The sequence below is a fragment of the Rhodococcus sp. NPDC059968 genome, assembly GCF_042738615.1.
Lineage (GTDB): Bacteria > Actinomycetota > Actinomycetes > Mycobacteriales > Mycobacteriaceae > Rhodococcus_F.
Genome location: NZ_JBHWUE010000031.1, coordinates 29,700 through 56,116, shown reverse-complemented (window position 1 = coordinate 56,116; position 26,417 = coordinate 29,700). Strand labels below are relative to the sequence as shown.

24 protein-coding genes, 1 tRNA gene and 3 pseudogenes are annotated in these 26,417 nt (G+C 66.6%); 18 read left to right on the top strand and 10 right to left on the bottom strand.

All coding sequences use genetic code 11. From position 1 onward, the window contains the following. Positions 1–10: 10 nt before the first annotated feature. Positions 11–2,755: a DNA polymerase I gene (polA, locus tag ACFWAY_RS23900; protein ID WP_378512396.1), complete on the bottom strand. Its 2,745-nt coding sequence runs from the start codon at positions 2,753–2,755 to the stop codon at positions 11–13. Positions 2,756–2,981: 226 nt separating this feature from the next. On the opposite strand from polA, the gene ACFWAY_RS23895 reads away from it, so the two are divergent. Genes ACFWAY_RS23895 through ACFWAY_RS23880 form a run of 4 tightly spaced genes read left to right on the top strand, consistent with a single transcriptional unit; the run spans position 2,982 to position 7,149 of the window. Then, complete coding sequence (locus ACFWAY_RS23895; protein WP_378452481.1) at positions 2,982–4,352, top strand: branched-chain amino acid ABC transporter permease; 1,371 nt, start codon at positions 2,982–2,984, stop codon at positions 4,350–4,352. Between the two features lie 4 nt (positions 4,353–4,356). Beyond that, positions 4,357–5,346 (top strand): branched-chain amino acid ABC transporter permease, encoded by a 990-nt coding sequence (locus ACFWAY_RS23890; RefSeq protein ID WP_378452482.1) that lies wholly within the window; start codon positions 4,357–4,359, stop codon positions 5,344–5,346. Next, positions 5,339–6,358 carry an ABC transporter ATP-binding protein gene (locus ACFWAY_RS23885; RefSeq protein ID WP_378452483.1) on the top strand — a complete coding sequence of 340 codons (1,020 nt, stop codon included), beginning with the start codon at positions 5,339–5,341 and terminating at the stop codon, positions 6,356–6,358. Before ACFWAY_RS23890 ends, ACFWAY_RS23885 begins: the two co-directional genes overlap by 8 nt. Then, entirely contained in the window at positions 6,355–7,149 is a 795-nt protein-coding gene (locus ACFWAY_RS23880; RefSeq protein ID WP_378452484.1) for an ABC transporter ATP-binding protein, read from the top strand. The genes ACFWAY_RS23885 and ACFWAY_RS23880 overlap by 4 nt, the downstream gene beginning before the upstream one ends. Before the next feature lie 69 nt (positions 7,150–7,218). Here ACFWAY_RS23880 and ACFWAY_RS23875 read toward each other — a convergent pair whose 3' ends face one another. Both ACFWAY_RS23875 and ACFWAY_RS23870 read right to left on the bottom strand, forming a co-directional pair. Continuing rightward, positions 7,219–8,541 (bottom strand): ABC transporter substrate-binding protein, encoded by a 1,323-nt coding sequence (locus tag ACFWAY_RS23875; protein WP_378452485.1) that lies wholly within the window; start codon positions 8,539–8,541, stop codon positions 7,219–7,221. 166 nt (positions 8,542–8,707) lie between these two features. After that, a complete protein-coding gene (locus tag ACFWAY_RS23870; RefSeq protein ID WP_378459072.1) occupies positions 8,708–9,196 on the bottom strand; it encodes a TetR family transcriptional regulator in 489 nt (162 codons plus the stop codon). A gap of 87 nt (positions 9,197–9,283) precedes the next feature. On the opposite strand from ACFWAY_RS23870, the pseudogene ACFWAY_RS23865 reads away from it, so the two are divergent. Further along, positions 9,284–10,122 (top strand): annotated as a pseudogene (locus ACFWAY_RS23865) (oxidoreductase). Positions 10,123–10,160: 38 nt separating this feature from the next. On the opposite strand, the gene ACFWAY_RS23860 reads toward ACFWAY_RS23865, so the two are convergent. Continuing rightward, positions 10,161–10,790 carry an ANTAR domain-containing response regulator gene (locus tag ACFWAY_RS23860; RefSeq protein ID WP_378452487.1) on the bottom strand — a complete coding sequence of 210 codons (630 nt, stop codon included), beginning with the start codon at positions 10,788–10,790 and terminating at the stop codon, positions 10,161–10,163. 100 nt (positions 10,791–10,890) lie between these two features. Here ACFWAY_RS23860 and ACFWAY_RS23855 point away from each other — a divergent pair. After that, a tRNA-Leu gene (locus tag ACFWAY_RS23855) sits at positions 10,891–10,964 on the top strand. Between the two features lie 92 nt (positions 10,965–11,056). Here ACFWAY_RS23855 and ACFWAY_RS23850 read toward each other — a convergent pair. After that, entirely contained in the window at positions 11,057–12,370 is a 1,314-nt protein-coding gene (locus tag ACFWAY_RS23850) for a tyrosine-type recombinase/integrase (RefSeq protein ID WP_378512395.1), read from the bottom strand. Positions 12,371–12,600: 230 nt separating this feature from the next. On the opposite strand from ACFWAY_RS23850, the gene ACFWAY_RS23845 reads away from it, so the two are divergent. The 9 genes from ACFWAY_RS23845 to ACFWAY_RS23805 all read left to right on the top strand — a co-directional run bounded on the left by ACFWAY_RS23845 (position 12,601) and on the right by ACFWAY_RS23805 (position 18,641). After that, positions 12,601–12,885: a helix-turn-helix domain-containing protein gene (locus ACFWAY_RS23845; protein ID WP_378512394.1), complete on the top strand. Its 285-nt coding sequence runs from the start codon at positions 12,601–12,603 to the stop codon at positions 12,883–12,885. A 145-nt stretch (positions 12,886–13,030) separates the two neighbouring features. Then, the gene (locus ACFWAY_RS23840; RefSeq protein WP_378512393.1) at positions 13,031–14,530 is read left to right on the top strand and encodes an AAA family ATPase; all 1,500 of its coding nucleotides are present in this window, start codon (positions 13,031–13,033) and stop codon (positions 14,528–14,530) included. Between the two features lie 313 nt (positions 14,531–14,843). Then, on the top strand, positions 14,844–15,200 hold the full coding sequence (locus ACFWAY_RS23835; protein ID WP_378512392.1) for a hypothetical protein: 357 nt from the start codon (positions 14,844–14,846) through the stop codon (positions 15,198–15,200). A gap of 20 nt (positions 15,201–15,220) precedes the next feature. Next, the gene (locus ACFWAY_RS23830; RefSeq protein ID WP_378512391.1) at positions 15,221–16,258 is read left to right on the top strand and encodes a hypothetical protein; all 1,038 of its coding nucleotides are present in this window, start codon (positions 15,221–15,223) and stop codon (positions 16,256–16,258) included. After that, on the top strand, positions 16,255–16,557 hold the full coding sequence (locus ACFWAY_RS23825) for a hypothetical protein (protein ID WP_378512390.1): 303 nt from the start codon (positions 16,255–16,257) through the stop codon (positions 16,555–16,557). Before ACFWAY_RS23830 ends, ACFWAY_RS23825 begins: the two co-directional genes overlap by 4 nt. A 608-nt stretch (positions 16,558–17,165) precedes the next feature. Beyond that, on the top strand, positions 17,166–17,567 hold the full coding sequence (locus ACFWAY_RS23820; protein WP_378512389.1) for a hypothetical protein: 402 nt from the start codon (positions 17,166–17,168) through the stop codon (positions 17,565–17,567). Between the two features lie 62 nt (positions 17,568–17,629). Continuing rightward, positions 17,630–17,959, top strand: coding sequence for a hypothetical protein (locus ACFWAY_RS23815; RefSeq protein ID WP_378512388.1), 330 nt, complete (start codon positions 17,630–17,632; stop codon positions 17,957–17,959). Beyond that, positions 17,956–18,390 carry a hypothetical protein gene (locus ACFWAY_RS23810; protein ID WP_378512387.1) on the top strand — a complete coding sequence of 145 codons (435 nt, stop codon included), beginning with the start codon at positions 17,956–17,958 and terminating at the stop codon, positions 18,388–18,390. The genes ACFWAY_RS23815 and ACFWAY_RS23810 overlap by 4 nt, the downstream gene beginning before the upstream one ends. Continuing rightward, positions 18,387–18,641 (top strand): hypothetical protein, encoded by a 255-nt coding sequence (locus ACFWAY_RS23805; RefSeq protein WP_378512386.1) that lies wholly within the window; start codon positions 18,387–18,389, stop codon positions 18,639–18,641. The genes ACFWAY_RS23810 and ACFWAY_RS23805 overlap by 4 nt, the downstream gene beginning before the upstream one ends. A gap of 264 nt (positions 18,642–18,905) precedes the next feature. Here the strand turns inward: ACFWAY_RS23805 and ACFWAY_RS23800 are convergent, their stop codons facing one another. Then, the gene (locus ACFWAY_RS23800) at positions 18,906–19,361 is read right to left on the bottom strand and encodes a carboxymuconolactone decarboxylase family protein (protein WP_378452488.1); all 456 of its coding nucleotides are present in this window, start codon (positions 19,359–19,361) and stop codon (positions 18,906–18,908) included. A 97-nt stretch (positions 19,362–19,458) separates the two neighbouring features. Here ACFWAY_RS23800 and ACFWAY_RS23795 point away from each other — a divergent pair. The 3 genes and pseudogenes from ACFWAY_RS23795 (at position 19,459) to ACFWAY_RS23785 (ending at position 21,740) form a co-directional block, all read left to right on the top strand. Then, a pseudogene (locus ACFWAY_RS23795) lies at positions 19,459–20,081 on the top strand (sigma-70 family RNA polymerase sigma factor). 105 nt (positions 20,082–20,186) lie between these two features. After that, a complete protein-coding gene (locus ACFWAY_RS23790) occupies positions 20,187–20,690 on the top strand; it encodes an SRPBCC family protein (protein WP_378452489.1) in 504 nt (167 codons plus the stop codon). A 24-nt stretch (positions 20,691–20,714) separates the two neighbouring features. Continuing rightward, positions 20,715–21,740, top strand: a pseudogene (locus tag ACFWAY_RS23785) (DUF4185 domain-containing protein). Between the two features lie 22 nt (positions 21,741–21,762). Here the strand turns inward: ACFWAY_RS23785 and ACFWAY_RS23780 are convergent. From ACFWAY_RS23780 to pyk, 4 genes are all read right to left on the bottom strand, one after another. Further along, positions 21,763–23,550, bottom strand: a complete 1,788-nt coding sequence (locus tag ACFWAY_RS23780; RefSeq protein ID WP_378452491.1) for an ABC transporter ATP-binding protein/permease — start codon at positions 23,548–23,550, stop codon at positions 21,763–21,765. 199 nt (positions 23,551–23,749) lie between these two features. After that, positions 23,750–23,998, bottom strand: a complete 249-nt coding sequence (locus ACFWAY_RS23775; RefSeq protein WP_378512385.1) for a hypothetical protein — start codon at positions 23,996–23,998, stop codon at positions 23,750–23,752. A 105-nt stretch (positions 23,999–24,103) separates the two neighbouring features. Next, positions 24,104–24,982, bottom strand: coding sequence for an acyl-CoA thioesterase (locus ACFWAY_RS23770; protein ID WP_378512384.1), 879 nt, complete (start codon positions 24,980–24,982; stop codon positions 24,104–24,106). Then, a complete protein-coding gene (gene pyk / locus ACFWAY_RS23765) occupies positions 24,983–26,401 on the bottom strand; it encodes a pyruvate kinase (protein WP_378452494.1) in 1,419 nt (472 codons plus the stop codon). Positions 26,402–26,417: the final 16 nt, after the last annotated feature.

The following is a 26,417-nucleotide window of genomic DNA, read 5'->3' as shown; positions in this document are numbered from 1 at the left end:
CCGCCGCCGCCTAGTGTGCGGCGGCGTCCCAACTGCGACCGGTGCCGACGGACACGTCCAGCGGCACCGACAGCTCGATGGCCGAGGACATCTTGTCGCGGACCAGCTGTTCGACCTGTTCCCGTTCCGAGTCGACGACCTCGAGCACGAGTTCGTCGTGGACCTGCAGCAGCATCCGCGACCTCAGACCCGCCTCGCGCAGCGAACGCTGCACGTTGATCATCGCGACCTTGATGATGTCGGCGGCCGTGCCCTGGATGGGGGCGTTGAGCGCGGCGCGCTCGGCGACCTCCCGCCGCTGGCGGTTGTCGCTCGTGAGGTCGGGAAGGTAGCGGCGACGCCCGTACAGCGTGGACGTGTAGCCGTCCTTGCGGGCCTGTTCCACGACCTCGTGCAGGTAATCGCGTACCCCGCCGAACCGGGCGAAGTACGCCTCCATCTGTGATTTGGCCTCTTCGGTCGAGATCTTGAGCTGGGCGGCCAGACCGAACGCGCTCAGCCCGTACGCCAGCCCGTAGGACATCGCCTTCACGCGGCGGCGCAGCTCCGGCGTGACCTCCTCGATCGGCACGCCGAAGGCACGCGCGCCGACGAAGCTGTGCAGGTCTTCTCCGGTGTTGAACGCCTCGATCAGTCCCTCGTCACCGGAAACGTGGGCCATGATCCGCATCTCGATCTGGCTGTAGTCGGCCGTGAGCAGCGTGTCGTAGCCCTCGCCGACGACGAAACCGTCCCGGATCTGACGGCCCGCGTCGGTGCGCACCGGGATGTTCTGGAGGTTGGGCTCGGTCGACGACAACCGGCCGGTGGCCGCGACGGTCTGGTTGAACGTCGTGTGGATCCGCCCGTCCTCGGCGACCGTCTTCAGCAGGCCGTCGACGGTCACCTTCAGCCGCGTCGCGTCGCGGTGCGCGAGCAGGTGCTCGAGGAACGGGTGCGACGTCTTCTCGAACAGGTTCTGCAACGCCTCGGCGTCCGTGGTGTACCCGGTCTTCGTCTTCTTCGTCTTGGGCATCTCCAGCTCGTCGAACAGCACGACCTGCAGCTGCTTGGGTGACCCGAGGTTGATCTGCTTGCCGATGACCCCGTAGGCCGCCTCCGCCGCCTCGGAGACCTCGGCCGCGAAACGGCTCTGCAGGTCGTGCAGGTGGGTGCCGTCGACGGCGATACCGGACGCCTCGATGACGGCCAGCACCTCCAGCAGCGGCAACTCCATCTCGGACAGCAGAGCCGTCGATTCGATGTTTTCGAGTTCGGTGTCGAGCGCGGCCGCGAGGTCGAGGACGGCGCGGGCGCTGAGAATTTCGGTCTCGGCGGCTTCCGCGTCGACCTGGTCGGCGTCGTCGAGCAGCGACAGCTGCTCCTGGCCGGTCTCCTCCACCCGCAGCTCCCTGCGCAGGTACCGCAGCGACAGGTCGTCGAGGTTGAACGTCCGCTGTCCGGGGCGCACCAGGTAGGCCGCCAGCGCGGTGTCGCTGGTGAGACCGCCGAGCACCCAGCCGCGTCCGCGCAGCGCGTGCATCGCCCACTTGGCCTCGTGCAGGGCCTTCGGCTGACCCGCGTCCGCGAGCCAGTTGCCGAGCGCCTTCTCGTCCTCCGGGGTGGCGGACGCGGTGGCGATGTAGGCGCCCTCGCCGTCTGCGGCCGCGATGGCGATCGCCGTCACGTCACCGCCGTACGGGGTGCGGGTGCCGACCACCGACACGCCGGATCGCTCGCCCGTCGACGCGTGCGCCGACAGCCAGTCCGCGACCGCTCCGGGATCGAGCGCGCCCCCGCGCACCTCGAAGCCCTCCTCCGCCTCCGCTTCGACAGGGGCCAACGTCGCGAACAGCCGGTCGCGCAGCACCTTGAACTCGAGGTCGTCGAACAGCGCGTGGATCTTCTCCCGATCCCATTGCGCGAGCATCAGCTGGTCCGGGGTGTACGGCAGCGGGACGTCGCGCACCATCTCGGTCAGTTCCCGGTTGAGCAGAACGTTCGGGAGGTTCTCCCGCAGCGCGTCACCGACCTTGCCGCGGACCTTGTCGACGTTGTCGACCAGGCCGACGAGATCGCCGTACTCCTTTATCCACTTGGTGGCGGTCTTCTCCCCCACACCCGGGATGCCCGGCAGGTTGTCGCTCGGGTCGCCGCGCAATGCCGCGAAGTCGGGGTACTGCGCAGGTGTGAGCCCGTACTTCTCCTCGACGGCCGCCGGCGTGAACCGGGTGAGGTCCGAGACGCCCTTCTTCGGGTAGAGCACCGTCACCCCGTCGGTGACCAGCTGGAGCGAGTCCCGGTCGCCGGTCACCACGAGGACGCGGTACCCGAGCGCCTCGGCCTGGGTGGTGAGCGTGGCGATGATGTCGTCGGCCTCGAAGCCTTCTTCGGCCATCACCGGGATGCCGAGGGCCCCGAGGACGTCCTTGGTGATCTCGACCTGCCCCTTGAACTCGTCCGGAGCCTTGCTGCGATTGGCCTTGTACTCGGGGAACTTCTCGGCCCGGAACGTCTGCCTGGACACGTCGAACGCCGCCGCCACGTGGCTGGGCTGTTCGTCGCGCAGCAGGTTGATCAACATCGACGTGAACCCGTAGACGGCGTTGGTGACCTGACCGCTGTGCGTCTTGAAGTTCTCGGCGGGCAGGGCGTAGAACGCACGGAAGGCCAGCGAATGGCCGTCGAGCAGCATCAGGGTGGGGCGATCGTCGGACGACGCGGCTGCGCCGGACGCGGGGGACGTGGTGGACCGGGGGGTGGTTGCAGGGCTCACGGTTGCCCAGTCTAGGGAGCGGATCCGACACCGATCAGCCGGATGGTTCGATACCCAACCGAAACGTGCCGGAAATCCGAGAACCCCATTTCGCGCGACCGGAGCCGTTAGAGTCCGGAAATTGCGGCACGGGCGGTAGTCGAGTCCGTCGCAGCACGTTCCTGACCGATCTACACGTCCCCGGAGGACCTGCGTGGCCCCAACCGTGAGGAAGCGACTCGCAGCAGTGAGTACGCGACCGAAATCCGCGAGGAAACGCACGAGGCGAGGGTCGGTCACCCGGCAACTCGGCCGTGCGTTCGTCCTCGTCCTGCTCGGCCTCGTCGCGGCGATCGCTTTCGGCGGTCCCGCGGCGGCGCAGGAACCCACCCCGCCGCCCCCACCGCCCGCGACGAGCGGGCAACCGGCGCCCCCGGAGAACGCGGTGCGGGTCAGCGGCAATCTGAACAACGCCGGCGAACGGCTCGCCGACGTCGAGGTGCGCGCTCTCGATTCGTCGGGCAACGAGGTGGCGAAGGCGACGTCGGAGTCGAACGGCCGCTGGGAAGTCCAGGTCGCGCCCGGCACGTACACGTTCGAGATCGTGGCGGACTCGCTTCCCGACGACGTCAGCGTGCAGGGCACCGTGCAGCGGGAAGTGGTGGCCGGTCGCACCAACACGGTGATCTTCTCGTTCGGCGAGGCCCGCACCGGTTCCGCGGTCCCGTTCTACGAGAAGCTGATTCGCCAGACTATCGACGGACTCCGGTTCGGCCTCGTCATCGCCATCGCCGGTGTCGGGCTGAGCCTGATCTACGGCACCACCGGCCTGACGAACTTCGCGCACGGCGAACTCGTCACCCTCGGCGCGGTCGCGGCGTGGGTGATCAACGTGACGTTCGGTGTGCAGCTGATCCCGGCCACGATCCTCGCGGTCTTCGTGGGAATCCTGATAGGTCTGCTGAACAACGCCGCGATCTGGAAACCGCTGCGAAAACGCAAGACCGGCCTGATAGCGCAGCTGGTGGTGTCGATCGGACTCGCGATCTCCCTGCGCTACCTGATCCTGATCTTCTTCTCCGATCGCGCGGAGCCGTTCGTCGACTACCAGGCCCAGGTGGAGAGGCACTGGGGTCCGATCGCGATCACCGACGCCAACCTCGTGAGCATCGCAATCAGTCTCGTCGTTCTCGTCGGAGTGGCCCTGCTGCTGCAGAAGACGCGCATCGGCAAGGCCATGCGCGCGGTGTCCGACAACCGCGACCTGGCCGCGTCCTCCGGCATCGACGTCGAACGCGTGATCCGCTTCGTGTGGGGTCTCGGAGGCGGTCTCGCCGCGCTCGGCGGCGTCCTGTTCGGCATCTCCGAACTCGGCGGCCGCGTGCAGTGGGAAATGGGCTTCAAACTCCTGCTGCTGATGTTCGCCGGCATCACGCTCGGTGGACTCGGCACCGCCTACGGCGCACTGCTCGGCTGTGTGATCGTCGGTCTGCTCGTCCAGCTGTCGACGCTGGTGATCAACCCCGACCTCAAGTACATCGGAGGACTGCTCATCTTGATCGTCATCCTGGTCGTCCGGCCTCAGGGCATTCTCGGCAGCCGGCAAAGGATCGGGTGAGGGCATGGACATCACAGGAGCACTCCAGGTCTCGCTCGCCCAGCTGATCGGCCCGTCCGCGATCTTCTACGCGCTGCTCGCGATCGGCCTCAATCTGCACTTCGGCTACGCCGGACTGCTGAACTTCGGTCAGATCGGTTTCGCACTCCTCGGCGGCTACGGCGTCGGGATCATGACCGTCACCTACGAGCAGCCACTGTGGGTCGGCATCCTCGTCGGTCTCGCCGCGGCCGGCCTCTTGGCCGTCGTCCTCGGTATCCCGACGCTGCGGTTGCGGGCCGACTACCTCGCCATCGTCACGATCGCCGCGTCCGAAATCCTGCGGCTGATATTCCGCTCCACCGCTTCGGATTCGATCACCGGATCCACCAACGGCCTGTTCGGCTTCGCGGACCCGTTCACGACGCTCAGCCCGTTCGACTCGGGTAAGCAGTACAACTTCCTCGGCGTGAAGTTCTACGGCGACGACCTCTGGTCGATGGTCGTCGGATGGACGCTCGTCCTGGTGCTGTGCGGGTTCGTGTACCTCCTGACGCACAGTCCGTGGGGCCGCGTCCTCAAGGCCGTCCGCGAAGACGAGGACGCCGCACGCGCGCTCGGCAAGAACGTCTTCGTCTACAAGATGCAGGCGCTGGTCCTCGGCGGCATGATCGGCGGACTCGGCGGCGTGTTCAACGCACTGCAGACCAAGTCGATCAACCCCGACTTCTACTCCACCGCGCAGACGTTCTTCGCGTTCGGCGCCCTCATCCTCGGCGGCGCGGCGACGGTCTTCGGACCGGTGGTCGGGGCGATGCTGTTCTGGTTCCTGCTGGCCATCCCGGACGCCCTGTTGCGGCAGGCCATCTCCGGGCCGGAGCCGCTGCTGCCGCTGACGGAACAGCAGGTCGGGGCCATGCGGTTCGTCCTGCTCGGCATCATGATCGCGGTGCTGATGGTCTTCCGGCCACAGGGCATACTGGGCAACAAGCGGGAGGTGCAGCTCAATGCCTGACCACAGACTGCCGGATCAACTGCAGACCGACACCGTGCTCACCGCCGAGGAACGGGCCTCCATCTTCACCGACGTCCCGCACTCCCCCGGCGCACCGAAACCCGACCCGATCCTCGTGGTCGACAACGTGTCCCGGACGTTCGGCGGGCTCAAGGCCGTCGACGTGGCACATCTGGAGATTCAGCGCGGCTGCATCACCGGACTGATCGGTCCGAACGGCGCAGGCAAGACCACCCTGTTCAACCTGCTCACCGGTTTCGACCGGCCGGACAGCGGCACGTGGGCGATGGACGGCCAGTCCCTGGGCCGGATGTATCCGCACCAGGTGGCTCGCCGCGGCGTCGTCCGCACGTTCCAGCTCACCAAGGCGCTGTCGAAGCTCACGGTGCTCGACAACGTGCGGCTCGGCGCCACCGGGCAACGAGGCGAGCGGATCTTCAACACGCTTCTGCCGTGGACGTGGAAGGCGCAGGAACGGGCCGTCACCGAACGAGCCAACGAGCTGCTCGCGCGGTTCAAACTCGACACCAAGTCCGACGACCTCGCGGGCTCGCTGTCCGGCGGTCAGCGCAAGCTGCTCGAGATGGCGCGGGCGCTGATGACCGAGCCGACAGTGGTGATGCTCGACGAGCCGATGGCCGGCGTGAACCCGGCACTCACCCAGAGCCTGCTCGGCCACATCAAATCGCTTCGGGACGAAGGCATGACCGTCGTGTTCGTCGAACACGACATGGACGTCATCCGCGACATCAGCGACTGGGTGGTGGTGATGGCGCAAGGCAGTGTGATCGCCGAGTCCACACCGGAGCAGCTCTCGTCCAACAACGCGGTGGTCGACGCCTACCTGGGCAGCCACCACGATCAGGCACTCGAGTTCGACGACGAGGGAAATCCGGTGGGCGCGACGGCCGTTCTGGCCGAGGCACTCGAGAACGCCGAGGCCGAAACCCTCGAGACCGGCGGCGACCTCTCCGAACCCGACATCACCGAGCTGAGGCGTGAGAACCCATGACCGAACCGACCCCAGCGGAATTCGCGGCCACACCCGAGGAGCATGCCCGGCTCGCCGAGGGTGCCCTCGTCCGCGCGGACGGCGTGGTGGCCGGCTACATCCCCGGCGTCAACATCCTCCGCGAATGCAACTTCTTCCTGCGCGAGGGTGAGATCGTCGGCATCATCGGCCCCAACGGCGCCGGGAAGTCCACGCTCCTCAAGTCACTGTTCGGGCTGATACCGGTGCGTGAAGGATCGGTGACCCTGCGCGGTGAGGACATCACGTCGAAGCCGGCCCACGTTCTCGTGCAGAAGGGCGTCGGGTACGTCCCGCAGACGCAGAACGTCTTTCCGTCGCTCACCATCGAGGAGAATCTCGAGATGGGGATGTATCTGCGCCCCAAGCTCTTCGCGGAGCGATTCGCGTTCGTCGGCGACCTCTTCCCGCTGCTCGTCGAGCGGAAGAAGGTGAAGGCGGGCGCCCTGTCCGGCGGTGAACGGCAGATGGTCGCCATGGGCCGGGCACTGATGATGGATCCGTCCGTGCTGCTGCTCGACGAACCGTCCGCCGGACTCTCCCCGATGTTCCAGGACGAGGTGTTCATCCGCTGCAAGAGGATCAACGCGGCGGGCGTCTCGGTGATCATGGTCGAGCAGAACGCCCGCCGGTGCCTGCAGATCTGCGACCGCGGGTACGTCCTGGACCAGGGCCGAAACGCCTACACCGACTCGGGCCCCAACCTGATGCACGACCCGAAGGTGATCGAGCTGTACCTCGGGACCCTCGCGGGACGCCAGGAGAAGAAGTAGGTCCGGCAGTTCCGGACACGACTGTGGGCCAGGTTTCCCTGGCCCACAGTCCGTTTCAGGTGAGTGCGATCACCCGCCGACGACGATGTATCCGTCCGTCGTCAGCTTGTTGTCGGCACCGAACTTCAGCTTGCCGTACGAACCGATGGACGGCTCGCCTGCGGCGGTGAAGTCGAGCTTGCCGGTGATGCCGTTGTAGTCGACGTCCGTGCCGGCCTGCACGAGCGGCAGGCACTCCTGGTACGACGTGCACGGAGTGCCACCCTCGGTGACGGCGTTGATGTTCGCGGCGATGTCGCGACCGGCCGTCGACTTCGCGGCTTCCGCGGCGAGCGAGGCAACGACCACGGCGTCGTAGGATTCACCGGCGTAGTTGAAGTCGATCAACCCCGGGTTGATGCCCTTGAGGCGATCCTGGAAGGCCGGACCGACGTCGGTGAGGGGCGTGGTGCCCTGCATTCCGTCGAGCAGCGGTGGGGCCACCGACTCGCCGAGCGCGTTACCCATGTTGCCGTCCACGCCGTAGACCTTCATGCCGTCGGACGGGCCGATGCCGACCTCGTGCATACGGGTGATGATCTTCGCCGACTCCTCGAATCCGACCACCGCGACGGCGTCGGGGGCGAAGTCCTTGACCTGGTCGACCTCCGAGTTGAACGACTGCGCGTTGGGGTCGTAGATGATCTTCTGGATCTGATCCTCGGGGATGCCCGCGTCGACGAGGTTCTTCTGGATGTTGTCGGCGAGCCCGGTTCCGTACGGGTCGTTGAGGGCCAGGATGGACACGCGCTGGCCGCCGTCGTCCGAGATGAGTTGCGACACAGCCTGAGCCTGCAACACGTCGGTGGGAGCGGTGCGGAAGTACTGGCCCTTGTCCGGGTAGCAGACGAACTGGTCGGACGTGTTGGCCGGGGAGAACATCACGACGCCGGCGCTGGACACCTTGTCGATGACCTTCAGCGACACCGAGGACGACGCCGCACCGATGATCACCTGGGTGCCCGCGGCCAGTTCCCGGTCCACGGTGGTGTTCGCCGTGTCGGTGGTGGTGTCGCCCGAGTCGCCGGGAATCAGTTGGACGGGCTGGCCGAGAACCCCACCGGCCGCATTGACGTCATTGACGCCGAGCTGGGTGCCCGCCACCATCGGCGGTCCGAGGAAGGAGAGGCTTCCCGTGTCGGGAAGCAGGGTGCCGATCTTCAGCGGCGCCGTCGACGGGGCACCCGCTGCCGCCGCCTCTTCGGGCGTGCAGTCGGTGGAAACAGTGGTGGCCGAGGCAGAGCTGTCACTCCCACTCGCGGAGTCGTCGCCACTGTCCGAACTACAACCTGCCAGTGCGAGTGATGCCGCGCCGAGAACCGCGGCCGCCCGCACGAGGGTCCGTTTAGCCATCCAAACTCTCCTTAGATCACCTGAGTGCGGGCGCCACCCGAGTTGGCGTCCGCTGTGGGATCAGACGCTAGCGGTCCGGCGGCTTTCGCGATCCGTCCAGAAAGGCTCGTGACCTTACTGTGATCTGAATACGACGAGTGTTTACGCGGCCGTAGCGTGGCGAGCCTCAGGCGCCGACGAGAAGGCGCACGGAGTCGACGACCACCTGGCGTCGGCGGGCTCGGTCCGCGGGGGCCGAGGCGCCGAGTTCCGGAGTCTGCGTGTGCCAGGACATCGCGACGGACCGGACGACGGCGAGCAGTTCCACGGGCTCGAATCGGGTTGGCAGCACACCACTTCTCTGCGCTCGCTCGATGTCGGCGAGCTTCGACCGGTTGGACGCGGCCACCACCTGCAGTGGTTCACCGTCGGGCCGCTCGAGCTGGTACCAGGTGGCGAGCCGGAGCGTCGCCGGGTTGTTCTCGTACAGGTCGAACGAGCGCCCCGCGTAACCCGGGAGATCGGTGGCGTCGAACCGCACCCGCTCGGTGAAGGCCACCACGTGGGCGGCGAAGACCGCGTCGAACAGCTGCCCCTTGTCGCCGAAGTACGCGTAGATCATCGATTTGTTCGCCTTGGCGGCCAGGGCGATGCGGTCGACCCGCGCCCCGGCGATGCCGAATGACAGTTTCCCTCGGCAGGTGTTCCATGGATTTCGTCAGCATCAACCAGTCAGTTGCAAGCACACGGGAGGGAAGACACCATGGCGAAGACGTGGCTCGTCACCGGAAGCTCACGCGGTTTCGGCAGGGAACTCGCGACAGCGATCCTCGACGCCGGCGATAATCTGGTCGCCACCGCCCGGCAGCCCGAACAGCTGACCGACGTGGTCGGCACGTACGGCGACCGGGTTCGGACGGTCGCCCTGGACGTCACCGACGCCGCGGCCGCCCGTTCCGCGGTCGCTGTCGCCGTCGACGAGTTCGGGGGCCTCGACGTGGTGGTGAACAACGCCGGCTACGCCAACAGCGTCCCGATCGAGGAAATGGACGACGAGGACTTCCGACAGCAGATCGAAGCCAACTTCTTCGGCGTCGTCAACGTCACCCGCGCGGCACTGCCGATCCTGCGCGAGCAACGCAGCGGCTGCTTCGTGCAGTTCTCCTCCGTCGGAGGTCGCGTCGGTGGCACGCCGGGGCTGAGCGCGTATCAGGCAGCAAAGTTCGCCGTCGAGGGATTCTCCGAAGTCCTGGCGGCCGAGGCGAAACCGTTCGGCGTGAAGGTGCTCATCGTGGAACCCGGGGCATTTCGGACCGACTGGCAGGGTTCGTCGATGAAACGCAGCTCGGTCGGCCCCGACTACGAGGCGACGGTCGGCGTGATGAACCGTAACGGGAGACCACCGACGGCGCCCAGCCCGGAGACCCGGCCCGGGCCGCTCGGATCATCCTGGATGTGGTTGCCGCCGAGGACGCCCCGCTGCGCCTGCTACTCGGGGCCGGCGCCGTCGAGATGGCCGAGAAGTCATCCCGCGAACGCGCCGCCGAGGCCCAGCGGTGGGCCGGCGTCAGCCGCTCCGCGGACTTCCCCGCCGGCGCCTGACGCTTCGAAAACGCATCGGCTGTTGCCGATCTCGCGGCTCAGCTGGTGGGAGCTTCCCCACCGAGGGTCTCGAGCACCACCTGCGCGACCGCCTTCATGGTCGACCGGCGGTCCATAGCGGCCCGCTGGATCCACTTGAACGCTTCGGGCTCGGTCAGGGACTGCTTCTCCATCAACACGCCCTTGGCGCGTTCCACGATCTTGCGGGTTTCCAGTCGCTCCGACAGATCGGAGATCTCCCGCTCGAGCGCCGTCACTTCCTTGAACCGGCTCGCCGCCAACTCGACCGCAGGCACCAGGTCGGCCGAGGAGAACGGCTTGACGAGATACGCCATCGCCCCGGCGTCCCGAGCCCGCTCCACCAGCTCGCGCTGGCTGAACGCTGTGAGAATGACCACGGGCGCAATACGTTTCGCGGCGATCTCCGACGCCGCATCGATACCGTCGCGACGGGGCATCTTCACGTCCATGATCACGAGGTCCGGTTTGAGCTCCACCGCCAGGTCGACGGCGGCCTGCCCGTCCCCCGCCTCACCGACCACGTCGTAGCCCTCTTCCCGCAGCATCTCGACCAGATCGAGCCTGATCAGCGCCTCGTCCTCGGCCACCACGACCCGTCGCGGCTGCGACGGCACACCTTGCTGCTGGGGAGCGTTCACGGCCACCATTCTCCTCTGCTCGGACGACCCCGGCGCGGGGAGCGAACGTTAGAAGGGTACCGGTGGTTGACTCCCGACGGCGATCTTCTACAGTGGTACAGCGCAACACGCCCTCGTATCCCAATTGGCAGAGGAAACGGATTCAAAACCCGTCCAGTGTGAGTTCGAGTCTCACCGAGGGCACCGAAAGGTGCAGGTCAGAGTAGGTTTTCTGACTCATACCCATAGGGGGTAACCCCAATCTCACTCGCAGCCACTCGCAGCAGTCCCCGGAGCTACCCCGCGAGCAGGTCGGCGAGCTTCGCGATTTGCTCCCCGGTGAGTTCGAGGTGACCCGCCAGACGGCCGACATCGAGAGCGGGCCGCGCCGGAGCCAGCGCCGCCGACCGTCCGGCATCCAAGCGGGTCGCGAGGCCGTCGAGTTCGTCGTCGAACAGGTGGCCGTACCGGTCGAGAGTCAGCGTCGCCGTCTTGTGGCCGAGCATCCGTTGCACCACCTTGATCGTCGCGCCGGAGCGGATCGCGAGTGATGCGGCCGTGTGCCGGAGTTCGTGCGGGGTGAGACCGTCCACGCCGACCGCCGTCGCAGCGGGGTCGAACCGCCACCGGAACTCCCCCGGCGTCATCCACTCCCCGCTCTTGCCGGGGAACACCAGCGCTGTCGGCTCGCCGTCCCGGACGTGCTCGCGCAGCAACTCGACCAGGAACGCGGGCACCGGAACCGCGCGGGACTCATGCCCCTTCGTTGTGCCCTCCACGAAGCCGGTCCCGCTGACGTAGGTCACCGAGCGCCGGACGTTGAGACGTGAGCCTTCCAGGTCCACATCACACACCCGCAGCGCCACGGCCTCGCCGAACCGCAGTCCGCAGTAGCTCAGGACGTAGACCATCGTCGCGAGGTCGGCGCACTCCAGCGCGAGCGCGTCCACCTGCGCGTGTGACAGGTAGCGCTTGTCCCCTTCGGGCTTGCGCGGCATCTCGACCCCGGCAGCGGGATTGACCGGTAGCAGCTTCATCCGCACGGCGTCATCGAGGACCTGTTTCAGCACTTGGTACGCCTGGATGGTCCGGGACGCCGACAGCGGCCGTGCGCGCATCATGCGACCCTGCCCGTCCCGCTCGCCGACGGCGTGCCTGCCCTGTTGCATCGCCGTGACCCACGAACGCACCCCGGCGTAGTCGACATCCGCCAGCGTCACATCCCGCCACGTCGGGAGCACCAGACCGTCGAGCAGCGACCGGTATCCGGCGAGCGTCTTCGGCTTCAAGTGCTGGCGGTGTTCGATCCACTGCGCGGCAACGCTGCCCACGGTGCGCGTCCCGGCTGCCTTGCCGACGAACTTGCCCGTCACCAAGTCGGCCGTGTTCTGGTCGAGCCACTGTTGCGCGTCGTCTTTGTCCTCGAACGACTTCATGTGTTCGTGACCGTCATAGTCCACAAACCGCGCCTGCCAGCGCTTTTTGACGCCGTACTTCGTGGACTTGCGGCCGTCGCGCCGCATCCACAGGTCCTCAATCCCGCTTCGGCGGTTGCGCTTCGTCTTCGGCGTCTCCGGGGTGCTCACGGTCGCCGTCTTGGTCGTCGTCACCCGCTCAATCTATCGCGAGTGCGAGTGAAAACCGTTCCGTTATCAAACCGTTATCTTTCTGCCAGCGGGCCGCTGCCGCACGTTCGAGGGTCGAGGCTGTCAGCTTTGACGATCAAATCTATCTAAATCACTTGCAGCACAGTCTTTTTCGGGTTGATCGAGTTTGCACGACTCCGTAGTGTCCTCCACATCGAGTTCGACCGACACGACATGACGAAGGAGGCCCTCCGGTGGCCCTCAACCCGCTTTTTCACTCGTACGCCGACCGTTTCAAGCGCGGCGAGCAGGTGACCGCCGAGCAGCACGCCGAGGTGTTCTACAACACCCCGTGCATCCCGTCGACCGGCGCCGCAGTCGAGTACGTCGGAGAAGTGTTCGGCGCCAACCTCAAACCGTCGTTCATCCGGCAGGCCGTCCGCGAGGGTGCGCTCGACGCGTACCGAATCGGCAACGGCTACCACTTCGCGCCGCGAGATATCGACACATGGCTCGAATCACTGCGCACCAGCGCGTGACCAGCGGCTTACTCGCACACACCGACGACAGGAACCGAGCGCAATGTCCCGAGAAACGACAACGGCTCCCGCGCGAGCCGACGCGGGAGCCATGCCGACCGACCACCAACCGGCCACAGAAACCGAGTCCGGTACTACAGATGTAGTGGAGGGTTCGCGAGCCGAGTCGACGGAGTGGCATGCGCTGTACTCGCCGAATCGCTCTGTTCTGTGGGGTGCTCTGTATACGGCCGAGGATTTCGATAACTCCGATGAGTCAGATGATTCCGCCGAGACCGAGTACATCGACGTGGACGAGGATGCGGACGGCGATGTAGTCGAGTATTTCGACGTCCCCGAGACGGCAGTCGACGCTGCGGCGGCATTGGACCTTCTCTGGGTCGAGGACGAGCAGGTCAGCGAGGACCCGTTCGACCCCGCTGCGGTGCTCTTTTTCGTCCCTGACGAGGACACGGCCGCGCTTCTCGACCCCGCTTGGCTTGCCGAGCACGGCGCGTTCATCGTCCCGGCGAGTCCGGATCTGCCGTACCTCGATCTGGTGGAGCGGTTCGAGGCCCGTGGCGTCGACATCGCGGGGTTCGCGCCGGAGTCCACTGAGCCGAGCGTCCCCGGCATCGCCGACCTGACCGGAGCGCGTTCACTACCGCCAATCCCGCGTGTGTGGCTGGAGAACGGCATCATCGAGGCCGGAGCCGTCAACAAGCTGACCGCAGCGAGCGGATTCGGCAAGACGATTCTTCTCTCCGATATGGCCGTGAACTGGTCGCTGGGAATGTCGTCGCTCGACGTGGACGAGGACGGCAAGCCTCGCCGTCTGAATCGGCCGCAGCGGGTCCTGTACATCGACGGAGAGCTTGGGTTGCCGTGGTGGACCGACTACACGCGTCGGTTCCGGTTCCCCCGCCACCTGCCGAACTTCCACCTGCGCACGCTCACCGACGACGCGCCGACGTGGCCCGCGCTCTGCACCCCGGACGGCGCCGAAGCGTTCCTGGCGTTCATCCGCGAGTTCGCCATCGCAGTCGGCGGGCTGGACGTGATCGTGCTCGACACCCTGTCGGCGTTCGTCGGCGGGGAGGAGTCGAGCAATGACACGTGGCTGGAGTTCGACCGCTTGGTGACGCTCCCGCTCAAAGCGTCGGGCATCACCGTGGTCTACGCCGACCACACCGGACACGACAACTCACGTGCTCGCGGCGCGAGCGCGAAGAAAGCCAAGCTCGATGTCGAGTGGGTTCTCGACCTCCCGGACAAGTCGGCCCCGGACACATTGCGGCTGTCCAACCCGGTCGACACCGGCAAGATGCGCAACGGTTTCGACGGACACCCCCGCGTGGTCCACCTGGAGCGTCGAGACAACCCGCTGACGCACGTCCGGGTGGATGTGACCCGCGCCGCGAAGTCGAGCGCTCTCGACGGCGACACCGACCCGCGTGTGCTCGACCTGGTCGTCAAGATGGACGCCGCCAAGCTGCCGTTCAAGGTCACCAAGCGGGACGCCATCGCGGAGCTACGGGCAAAGCGCAAGCACAAGTTCGACGACAAGCTCGTGACCACTGCGATCGAGTTCCGCGAGAACCGGGAGGCCGCGCGTCTCGCGGCCGAGGAAACCCCGGACGGGGGTGGAATCGATGCGCAGGAATAGCCGAAAACCAAGCACCCGCTTGGGGTGGAATCCCCTCTCCGCTCCACCCCGATTTTCACCCCGATTTTCTTGGGGTGGAACCGGGGTGGAATCGGGGTGGAATTTCCGAGAAACCGCAGGTAGATCTTTCTTTTTTGGTGTGCACCCCACTCCACCCCGCACCACGCGCGGCACTCCGGTGAGGGGTGGGGTGGGGTGGGGTGCATGTCTTTATATGCACCCCGCCCACCCCGCACCCGAGCGCCCGGTGTTGTCGGCTGTCGTCCGGTGCCCGGGGGTTGGAAAAGAAAAGAGAAAAAGAGAGGAAAAGAAAGTGCCCAAGCTGACACTGAGGATGGGCCGCGCCGAGGTCCAGGCCGCACTCGCCGACTATGCAGACCCGAGAGTGAAGGCGTATCGCGCACACAACTGCGAGCGGGTCCACCGGACGTATACGGCGATGTCCCGGTGCCTGTGGCCTAACGGGGTGCTGGAGGGCAGCGGAACCGGGCCGTACGCGCTCGTCTGGTGGTTCGACCAGTGGCCGACCATCACGCTCCACGACACCGCCGACACAGCACTCGCCAAGCTCACCGATACCGAGCGCCAGCTCGAATGGATGGGTGAGGGACACCTCAACAACCGTCACCACAAAGTCGTTCGGCTGATCCTGCCGACGACCGCCAAGTAACCGAGAGAGAAGAGATTCAAGTGAGCAAGGACATCAGCACCCCGTTCGAGAACGTCAGCGTCGACTACGTCGCCGACACCGACACCGCCGAGACGGAGACCAGCGCACCGGCCACACCGGCGGCCGTGGACCCGCTCGCGGAGCGCGGCAACGAGCAGTATCGCCAGTCGGCAGCGGTCCACGAGATTGTGGGAGCACCCCGGCGGGAGAAGTACGCACGGGAGCGCCAGCAGCGCGAACAGGACCGCGCGCAGCGTATTGCGGCGGCCGGAGGTGGAGACGTCGCAACCGCGCTTCGGGGTGAGGTCGGCGAGAGCGTGCTCGACGTGCTGCGGCTCGACCGGATCGCAGAGAGCGCGCGCAAGCTGGAGCACCGGGTGACCGAGGAGCGCCGGGAGGCCGAAGAGGCGATGCAACTCGCCGCTCGCGCCGAACATCTCGACGCCGTGCTCGCGGACGGCTGGGAGGCCGCAGCGGGTAAGGCCAAGGTTCCGCCGATCCTGGCGCCACACATCGAGTTCGTGGACGCCGTGCAGCACGTCCTCTCGCCGTCCGCGCTCGCAGACACCGTGACCAAGCGCATCCGGGAACAGCACGCCGAGAAGGCCCGCCAGCGGGTGAAGGACGTTCTCGCCGAGGTGGACGGGGTGATCCTGTCGGCAGCCCGCGAGGTGCTGGAGAAGGCCGGGAGCGCAGCGGACACGCTCACCGCAGCGGGTATCGAGTTCGACGATCGCGACGGGGTCATCGAGAACGGGACCACGGACGTGCTCGACGCGTTCAAGGCGTGGAAGCGGGCCGTGGGGACCTGGAGCGACGTGCAGAGCGCTCGGCGGTGGGTAGGGGTCGCGCTGGCGGCAGGGTTCGACCCGCGCCGTCCGGAGACGCTCGCCGGTGGGGATCACGGGGAGGCCGAGGTGACCGCGTGGTGGTCACAGTTCGAGGGGTCGCGGGTAGGGGTCGCGGGAGCACACCACGCGCTGGTCTGGTGGCTGGAGAACAAGCGTCCTGCACCGGCAGGGGTCGCGCAGAGCAACGAAGGACAGGGGTCCAAGTGAGCAGCACGCACGGTATGGGTCAGTACTTGACCGAGGAGTACGGCAAGCGGATGGCCGAGCATCGAGCACAGGCCGAGCAGCGACGGCGTGAGGAGCACGCGACCCGCGACGCCGAACGGGAGGCAGTGAAGGACAGCGCCGAGCACCAGCGGCGCGAGGAGTCCGACCGGCGCGAGCAGGCAGGCAGGCAGTACCGCGTGCCGTCCGGCAAGGACGAGAAGGTCACGCTGTCCGGCGTCAAGGTCAAGACGGACACGAACGCCGACGGACGCGGTTTCGGTCGATACCTCACCGACTAGGTTCTAGTGCGTCAGCGTCGATCTGAGCGGGTGTGAGCCACACCGGGGAGGCTCAGGTCGGCGCTGGTGTCCTAGCGCATGGCGTCGAGGGGGTAGGGGTGTCGCTGGACCCCCGGGGAGGGAGGTCCCCCCGGCGGCTCTCTCGGAGGGCAGCCCCGTACTGCGTCATGGGACGAGCGATATTAAACACCACCTCCCCCACACCTCCCCCACACCTCCCCCACACCTCTCCCACACCCCCATTCCAGCCCCCTAGCGCCCTGACCAGCGGATTTAGGACGCCGAGGTGGGTTCGAGTGACCCCCGGCGACGGCGCCGGAGCGCCCCACAGAGGCTCTGGCAACGGGGAATTGAGCCGTAATCCCTTGCCGCTATTGGCTTTTGGTGAATCACACCCTCCGGCCGGTCAAGCGGGGTGTCGAGGGGGTGTCGAGGGGGTCCAGCATTCGGCATTACCAACCGGCCGATCGGGCACATAACCGGCTGAACGATCGGTTGACTATCTGCCGAACGGTCGGTTGGCAGGACCGAGATTTGACAGGGTTCGATACCCTTCACGTATGCGAATACCCCACGGGGGTATATGACAGAAAGTGCAGGTCCAGACAATGACCGAGCAGACCGAGACGACTGGCGAGGAGCTGGCGCGGTTCTATTTCGAGAAGGCAGCAGACGCCGGACTGACCCTGGAGCACGACGACGAACTACTGATCACGCAGGCCGCCGACACCGCCGATCTGATCGCAGAGCTTCAAGCGGACATCGACCGCAACGGCGCGATGCTCACGAGCGCCGCCGGGACCTCGCGCACCAACCCGGCCGCCGTCGAGATCCGGCAGCAGCGAACCGCGCTCGCCAAGCTGACTACGTTGATCGCGCACCGCATTGACGTGGCGGACAGCGGCGTTCGTCCTCGCGGAGTGCAGCCGGGGAGCACGCGCGGTCCCTATGCCGTCGCCAGCGCCTCACCGCGCCGTGGAGCACGGCCGATGCGCAAGCGGGGTGCGTGATGGTCAAGCGCTCCGGAGGACACCCCAGCCACCTCCGCCAGCGGGCTTTGAGGTTCGAGGACGTGCCCGCCAAGCTCCGGCCGTCGTCGTTCCTCCAGTGGCTCGCCGAGGTCCCGGAGCACCCCGACCACGACAACGCCGACCACTGCGAAGCCGCATACGGCCTGGAGCCGGAGGAGGTGGCGCGTATCCCGCGCGGGCAGCGTCCGGCCGTGGCCTCGCACTGGCGGACCATGATCGCGGTCGCGGCGCAGTGGGATAGCTACTGGCAGTGGTGCGATGAGAACGGGCTGACCCTCAACGGCTCGCGCAGTCGGCGCAGCGTGCCGCGCGAGTGGAGTTGGACGGCGTTCACCCGCTGGGATGAGGAACGGCGAGGTGGGCAGCGATGAGTGAGCAGAAGGACGCCGTCAGCTTGACCGTCCCGGAGCGGTGCCGTCGCGGGCACGAACTCACCCCGAGGACGACGCACGTCGTCACCATGAGGAAGGGTCGCATCGACCTCGCGACGACGGAGCCGGTCGGCTGGAATTGCGTCCGGTGTCTCCGTGAGGACCTCTGGACGGCGCACTACTCCCGACACAGCGACCCAGCACAGCGGGGCAGGCCGATACCCGCTGAACTACTCGCCGAGACGGCGTTCGAGCGCCAGAAGAACGCGCAGCTCGACAAGACGGGACCGTCGGCGTGGACCGAGCGCGTCCACTTCGAGAGCGGCAGGCAGTACGCCGACCCCGGCTCCGTGCCCGACCCGGAGCGAGTCACGAGACAGGCCCGCCGAAGGACTCGCAACCAAGCGAAGCGGGATAGGGGTGCCGCGTGATCACCGTCCGTGCGTTCGGCCGGGAGGTGCTGACCGTCGGCCGGTGTGAGTGCGACGGCGCCGAGGACATCGACACCAGCGGGACGGACCTCACCGGCGGGACGTTCGACCTCGCCGACGGGGAGCCGTTCGAGCGAGATGAGGTCTACCTCGCGCGCCGTCGGCAGCGTCCCCCGCTTGTGGCCGTCGGGTCGCGACACCGAGCACCCCGGCGGGTCGAGTTCGGTTTCACTCGCAGTCACTCGCAGTAGTTCTGATATGAATTGATCGTCAAAGCTGACAGAGAGCGGAGAGCAATGATCGTCAAACCTTACAGCGCAGCACTTTTCGGGTGTCGAACTGTAAGACTTGACGATCAAAGCTGACCAGCGGAAACACTTTTCAACGGATTCAAAACCCGTCCAGTGTGAGTTCGAGTCTCACCGAGGGCACTGCCAGGATTTCTCCGCGAATCGCAGGTCGGATACTTTCTCCGACCTGCGATTCGCATCTCGTCGCCCGTTACGGTGTTGCCGTCACCACTGCCCGCCCGCGACCTGCCGGGTGGCGGCGTTGAGACGGTTCCACAGGTTCACGGTGGCAATCGACAGGACCAGCGATGCGAGCGCCTGCTCGTCGTAGTGCCGGGCGGCCTCGTTCCACACATCGTCGGGCACCGGGTCCGAACGATCGCTCAACCGGGTCATCGACTCGGCCAGCGCCAGGGCCGCGCGTTCGGCGTCGCTGAAGTACGGAGCCTCCCGCCACGCCGCCACCGCGAAGATCCGCTCGTTGATCTCCCCCTCCTTCTCCAGCTCACGCGAATGCATGTCCACGCACACGCTGCAGCCGTTGATCTGACTCGACCGCAGATGCACGAGCGCGTGGGTCACCGGCGGCACGTCCGCCTTCGACGCTGCCTTTCCCAGAGCCAGCAGAGACTTCATGGCGTCGGGAACGATCATCGCGGGGTTGGTCATTCGGGCTTTCATGATTGTCTGCCTCCAAAGGTATTCGGGTGAGGTGATGTCACACCGGTTGATTTTCGTTCTCACTGACATGACGAACCGCGACGGCAGAATGTGACAGATGAACGACAACGAAGTTCTGGCGCACCGCTTCGAGGAGAACCGGACGCATCTGTCGGCGGTCGCCTACCGGTTGCTCGGCTCGATCAGCGAAGCGGAGGACGCCGTGCAGGAGGGCTGGCTCCGGCTCAGCCGTGCCGAGGCGTCGGAGGTGGAGAACCTGCGGGGTTGGCTGACGACGGTGGTCGCCCGGGTGTGCCTCGACATGCTCCGCTCACGGAAGACTCGCCGCGAGGAGCCCCTGGACGTCCATGTGCCGGATCCGATCGTGAGCGAACTGGACGTGGCAGATCCCGAGCACGAGGCAGTGCTCGGCGACTCCGTCGGACTCGCGCTGCTGGTCGTTCTCGACACGCTGACGCCCGCTGAGCGGCTCGCATTCGTGTTGCACGACTCGTGCGCGGAGCCCGCGCCGTCAGCGAGCAGGCCCTCACCTTCTCGCGCTTCGCTCCTTTCGCCCGGCTCGCGCTGGTGAACGGCGCCGCCGGGGTCGTGACCGCACCCGAGGGAAAAGCCATGTCGGTCATGGCCTTCACCATCGCAGGTGGGAAGATCGTCCGGATCGACATCCTCGCCGACCCGCACCGCCTGCAGCGTCTGGGGCTCTCCACTGTCGGCGACTGACGACCCCGCAGGTAGCGGCGGTTTTTTGTGGCCGATCCTGGGGATCTGCGCCGTCCTGCCAGTACCATGGTGGGACAGGTACGCCCTCGAGCACGGAGGTCACCCATGGAGCTCGGCACCGTCACTTTCACCTACGACGGGCGCGTAGCCCTTCGATTCCAGCAAGCGCTCTCGCACTCGCCGGAGAAGGTGTGGCGAGTTCTCACCGACCCGCAGTACCTGAAGGCCTGGTTCCCCGCCGACGTCGAGTTCGACCTCACTCCGGGTGCCGACCTCGTCTTCCGGGTGACGCCGGAGCAGGTGCGCCGATTCGGATTGCCCGCAGATCAGACCACCACCGGGACGGTCATCTCAGTTCATCCCGCGCACATCCTCGAGTACCTGTGGGACGCCGAGACGCTGCACTGGGAACTCGTCCCCGACGGCAGCGGAGGCTGCTGGCTGACGCTCACCCACACCGTGGAAGAAGAAGAATCCGCCTACGCGCACGCCGCCGGCTGGCACGCGGGACTCGAGGTGGTCGAAGCGCAACTGGACGGCCGCGAGGTCGACTGGTCCCCGTGGGATCGCGCCGACGAACTCGCCGCGTCCTACCGTAAGTCGTCCTGACCACCGGTTCACCGACAGGGAGGAGTGCGTATCCCGGGCAGCACGACCACACCGGCAGCGACCTTCGTGAAGGAGGTCACCGGAGCGGCGACGCGGCGCTGGGGTGTGCACGGCACCGACCTCGGCTGTCCCACGCGCCTGGCCGACGGCAGGGTCGCGTTCCTCTTCGGCGACACGTTCAGCTCACCCGGCCGACACGGCAGGCGGTGGCGCAGCCCCGTGATGTTGCGCTCCACCACAACCGATCTGCGCGGCGGCATCGAGTTCGAATCCGCGGCCGGCGGTCGGACGGCGAGGGAGATCCTCCCCAACGCGCACGACGTACGCGAACTTCCCGACCGGGAAGCGGCGGGCAGCGAGTTCACCGTCGTTCCCGCAGACGCCGTCACGATCGGTGATCGGACCTATCTGTCCGTCGTCAGTGTGCACTCGTGGAGGTCGCATGGATGGCCGACGAACTTCACGTATCTCGCCTGGTCCGACGACGGCGGCGAGAACTGGCACCGCTCACCCGCCCGCTGGGACAACCGCGGCGGGTCGCTCGATCAGCTCTGGACCATGGAACGGCACAACGGCTACGTCTACGTCGTCTCGAGCGCGTTCGACCGCACCGATCCGGGCGGGATGATCCTCCGGCGGGTCCCCGAATCGCGCATCCTCGAACCCGGAGCCTACGAGGACTGGGGCTGGGACCGCGGCACGGGGTGGGCGTGGGGACAGCCGGCGACCCCGATCCTGCCGGGCCCCGTCGGGGAGATGTGCCTGCGACGAATCGACGGCACCTGGGTCCTCGCCTACTTCGATCCCACCGCGTACGCGGTCGTCACGCGCACGGCGGCGCGCATCGACGGACCGTGGTCGGAGCCGACCGTGCAGATCGCGGGGGGGCGGCTGGGGAGCGATGGACGGCACGTGGGCGCAGATCTACGGCGGATTCATCCATCCGTCGTCCACGCTGGACGAGCTGCATCTGTTTGTGTCGCAATGGAACACGACGACCGGAGATCCCTACCGCTCCTGCAGTTCACGACTCGGCTGGACGCCGGGTAGCTCGCTGGACGAATCCCGCTGGTCACCCCACGAGTTCCGACTCCGTCCACCGCCCCTCCCCCTCGAGTTCCACCCCGCGGGAATGAAATTGGTTGAGGGTGCTGCGGTGGCCCACGCTCACCACGATGCTGTCCGGGAGTTCGGTCCTGAGCAGGGTGTAGAGCGTGTACTCGAGGCCCTCGTCGATCGCCGACGTGGCCTCGTCGAGGAAGATCACCGCGGGACGTGCGATCAGCACCCGCGCGAACGCGAGACGCTGCTGCTCACCCGGGGACAGGATCCGCGTCCAGTCGGCGGTCTCGTCGAGCTGATCCCCGAGATTGCCGAGCGACACCTTCGACAGCGCAGCGCGCACGACGTCGTCGGCCGCCGTCGGCTCCTTCGGGTACGCCAGGGCGGTCCGCAGCGAACCGAGCGGCAGGTACGGCCGCTGGGACAGGAAGATGGCCTCCCCCGAGGGCCGTGACACCGTGCCGTCGGCGTACGGCCACAGATCGGCGAGCGTGCGGAGCAGGGTGGTCTTTCCCGAGCCCGAGGGGCCCTTGACCAGCAACGACTGCCCGGGGGTCACGGTGAGCTCGAGGCCCTCGATGAGGGTCTGTCCGGTCGGGATGCGCACGTCCAGCTTCTCGACCTGGAGGTCGTCGCCCGACTTTCCGGTCTTCAGGATCGGGAGTTCGGCGGCGTGCTGGTTGTCGTTGGCCAGACCGTTGAGTCGGATGAGGGTGGCGCGGAAACTCGCGAAGTCGGCGTACGACTCGCGGAAGAAGGACAGGGAGTCGTGGACCTGGCCGAAGGCCTGCGACGTCTGCATCACGTCACCGAGCGACACCTGACCGGTGAACAGTCGCGGACCCTGCACGAGGAACGGGAAGATGACGGCCGTCTGGTTGACGGTGAGGTTCCATCCGCTGAACTTCAACGTCCGGAACACAATCTGCCACATGTTCCGGATGACGTCCGCGAACCGTCCGGCGAGCGTGCGGCGCTCGACGTTCTCGCCGCGGTAGAACGCGATGCTCTCCCCGTACTCCCGGACCCGGATCAGCGCGTAACGGAAGTTGGCGCCCAGTTTCTCGTTGAGGAAGTTCAGCTTGATGAGGGGCTTGCCGATCCAGAACGCCACCACCGTGGTCACCAGCACGTAGATGTAGACCAGGAAGATCATCGCCCGCGAGATCTCCACGCCGAACACCGTCATCGGGCCGGACAGATCCCACAGGATTCCCGTGAACGACACGATCGACAGCACGGCGGTCACCGCGCCCATCGACAGCGAGCGGGACGTGGTCACGAAGTTGGTGATGTCGGCCTGGACGCGCTGATCCGGGTTGTCGATCGCGTCGTCCAGGAACCGGTCGCGGTAGTAGGCGCGGCTGTCGAGCCAGTCGTCGACGAGATGGTGGTTGAGCCACGTCCGCCAGTCGATGTCGAGCGTCTGCCCGATCAGGTACTCGATCAGGGCCCGCACCACGTGGACCGTCGCCAGAATGGCGAATACGCGGAGGAAGTGCCAGAACGCCGGCTCGTCCAGATTCTGGATCGAATCGTAGAAGTCGTTGTACCAGTATGAGAACAGCACCGTCATCCGCACCGCGAAGACCGTCGACAGCAGCAGCAGCGCCAGGATGGTCAACGGCTTGAGGCTGCGCCGCGGATCGAAGTACGGCGCGGCGAAGCGCCAGAACTGCCTACCCCATTTGGTGAACCGCGCGAGCAGTATCACTACGACGACGAACGCGACGACAGTCATGACGTAGGCCTTGAGCAGCCACATCGCGCTGTCCCATACGACGTTGTTCCAGTCCACGACCCATATCCCCGATCACGAGGTGAAACTCACCAGAAAAGATGGCGAAGTCTAACCCCGGACCTCGGTCATCGGCGAGAGATACGCGCAGGACACGCGTCGATCCGCACCCACACGTCGCCCGATGTCCCATTTGGGCGGTTTCGGCCGCGCGAACGGGACATCGGGCAGGGAGAACTGGACGACGTTGACGGGGGGTCTACGAGTCCTTCTCGGGCTCAGGCTTTTTCAGGTTGCCTTCGTCGTCGACGTAGTCGTCGAAGGCGGTACCCGACACCGTCCCGTCGGAGCCGGGGAGGACTACCGTCTCGCGGGCGCCCGGCTCGTAGCGGGCGTCGATCTCCGCCACCTTCTTCTTGGCTTCGGCAAGCGCCTCGTCGTCGGGAAGGGGAACTTCGCTCTCGGCCGGCCGGCCGGAGTTCTTCTGCTCGGGTGCGTCTGCGCTCATAGTGCACGTCCGTTCCGTTTCGGAGATTCCAGACCGACCATACGCCGCACCCACCAGCTGAACTACCGTTCAAAACCGTTCGGTGGCAAAGGAATGGCGGGGCCGCTACTTCCGCGGCGGGAAGTGGCGGATGAGACCCTCCTGGACCACGGTGGCCAGCAACTCGCCCTCGAGGGAGAAGAAGCGCCCCGTCGCGAGGCCGCGGGACCCCGCCGCCACCGGCGATTCGGTGGCGTAGAGCGTCCAGTCGTCGAACCGGAACGGCCGGTGGAACCAGATGGAATGGTTGACGGTGGCCGCGACGATCCGATCCAGCCCCCACGACAGTCCGTGGGTGGTGATGATGGAATCCAGGACCGTGGTGTCCGACGAGTAGCCCATGACGGCCACGTGAATCAGCGGATCGTCGGGAAGGTCGCCGTCCGATTTCATCCAGACCCGGTTGTGGGTGAGCTTCTCCCCCGTGCCCTTCATGATCCACGACGGGTCGTTCGCGTAACGCATGTCGATCGGCTTGAGGGCGTCGACGAACATCTTCAGGCGATCCTCGTACCCCAGGAAGTGGTCGCCCAGTGGCGGCAGCGTGTCCGGGAACGGGACGTCGGGCACCTCGACCGCATGCTCGAGACCCTTGCCCCAATCCTGGAACGCCGCCAGCATGACGAACAGTTCCTCACCGTTCTGCAGCGCAGTGACCTGACGGTTCGCGAAGGCCCGCCCGTCACGGTGCCGCGCGACACGGTATTCGATGGGTTCCTTGACGTCGCCGCCGCGGATGAAGTGGGCGTTGATCGCGTGCACGGCACGCTCGCCGCTCACGGTGCGGCCGGCGGCGACCAGTGCCTGGGAAATCAACTGGCCGCCGAACGTCCGGCTACCCACCTGCGCGGGATGCCGACCTCGGTACGTGTCCTCCCCGGTCCTCTCGAGATCGAGAAGTTCGAGCAGGGTCTGGAGATCGGTCTTCGCCGCGACTTCGCTCACCTAGTGGTCCTCTTCGCCGATTCTGTGGACGTGGATCAGGTTGGTCGAGCCTACGGTGCCGGGCGGCGACCCGGCCACGATGACCACCAGCTCGCCCTTCTGGTACCGGCCCAACCCGAGCAGCGCGTGGTCGACCTGCCGCACCATCGCGTCGGTGCTGTCGACCGGATCGACGATGAACGTCTCGGTGCCCCACGTCAGCGACAACTGGCTGCGCACCTCCGGCAACGGGGTGAACGCCAGCAACGGCAACGGCGTGTGCAGACGCGCCAGGCGACGCACCGTGTCGCCGGACTGCGTGAACGCGACCAGCGCCTTCGCATCCAACCGCTCCCCGATGTCGCGGGCAGCGTACGAGATGACACCCCGCTTGGTGCGCGGCACATGCGTCAGCGGCGGCACCTGGGTGGACTCGTTCTCCACCGCCTCGACGATCCGCGCCATGGTGCGCACCGTCTCCATCACGTACTTACCGACCGACGTCTCACCGGACAGCATGACGGCGTCCGCACCGTCGAGGACCGCGTTCGCGACGTCGGACGCCTCGGCGCGGGTGGGCCGCGAGTTCTCGATCATCGACTCGAGCATCTGGGTGGCCACGATGACCGGCTTCGCGTTCTCCCGGGCGATCTGGATCGCCCGCTTCTGCACCAGCGGCACCTGCTCGAGCGGCAACTCCACACCGAGGTCACCACGGGCGACCATCACCGCGTCGAACGCCAGCACGATGGCCTCGAGGTTGTCGATCGCCTCCGGCTTCTCGAGCTTCGCGATCACCGGGATCCGGCGACCGACCCGATCCATCACTTCGTGAACCAGTTCGATGTCGGCCGGCGACCGCACGAACGACAGGGCGATGAAGTCGACACCGAGGCCGAGCGCGAACTCGAGGTCCGCGATGTCCTTCTCCGACAGCGCCGGGACCGACACGTTCATCCCCGGCAGGGACACGCCCTTGTTGTTGCTGACCGGGCCGCCCTCGGTGACCCGGCAGATCACGTCGTTGCCGTCCACACCGGAGACGACGAGACCGACCTTGCCGTCGTCGACGAGCAGCCGGTCGCCCGCCTTGGCGTCCTCGGCGAGCTGCTTGTAGGTGGTCGACACCCGGTCGTGGGTGCCCTCGACCTCGTCGACGGTGATCCGCACTTCCTCACCGTTGGCCCACGTGGTGCGACCCTCCGCGAACCGGCCGAGCCGGATCTTCGGGCCCTGGAGGTCGGCGAGGACGCCGACCGCCTTCCCCGTCGCGTCCGAGGCCGCCCGGACGCGTTTGTAGTTCTCCTCGTGATCGGCGTGTTCGCCGTGGCTGAAGTTCAGCCGAGCCACGTCCATACCGCTTTCGACGAGCTCGCGAATACGGTCACCGGTGGCGGTAGCAGGTCCAAGTGTGCATACGATCTTCGTGCGTCGGTTCACGGCCTCGAGCCTAGTC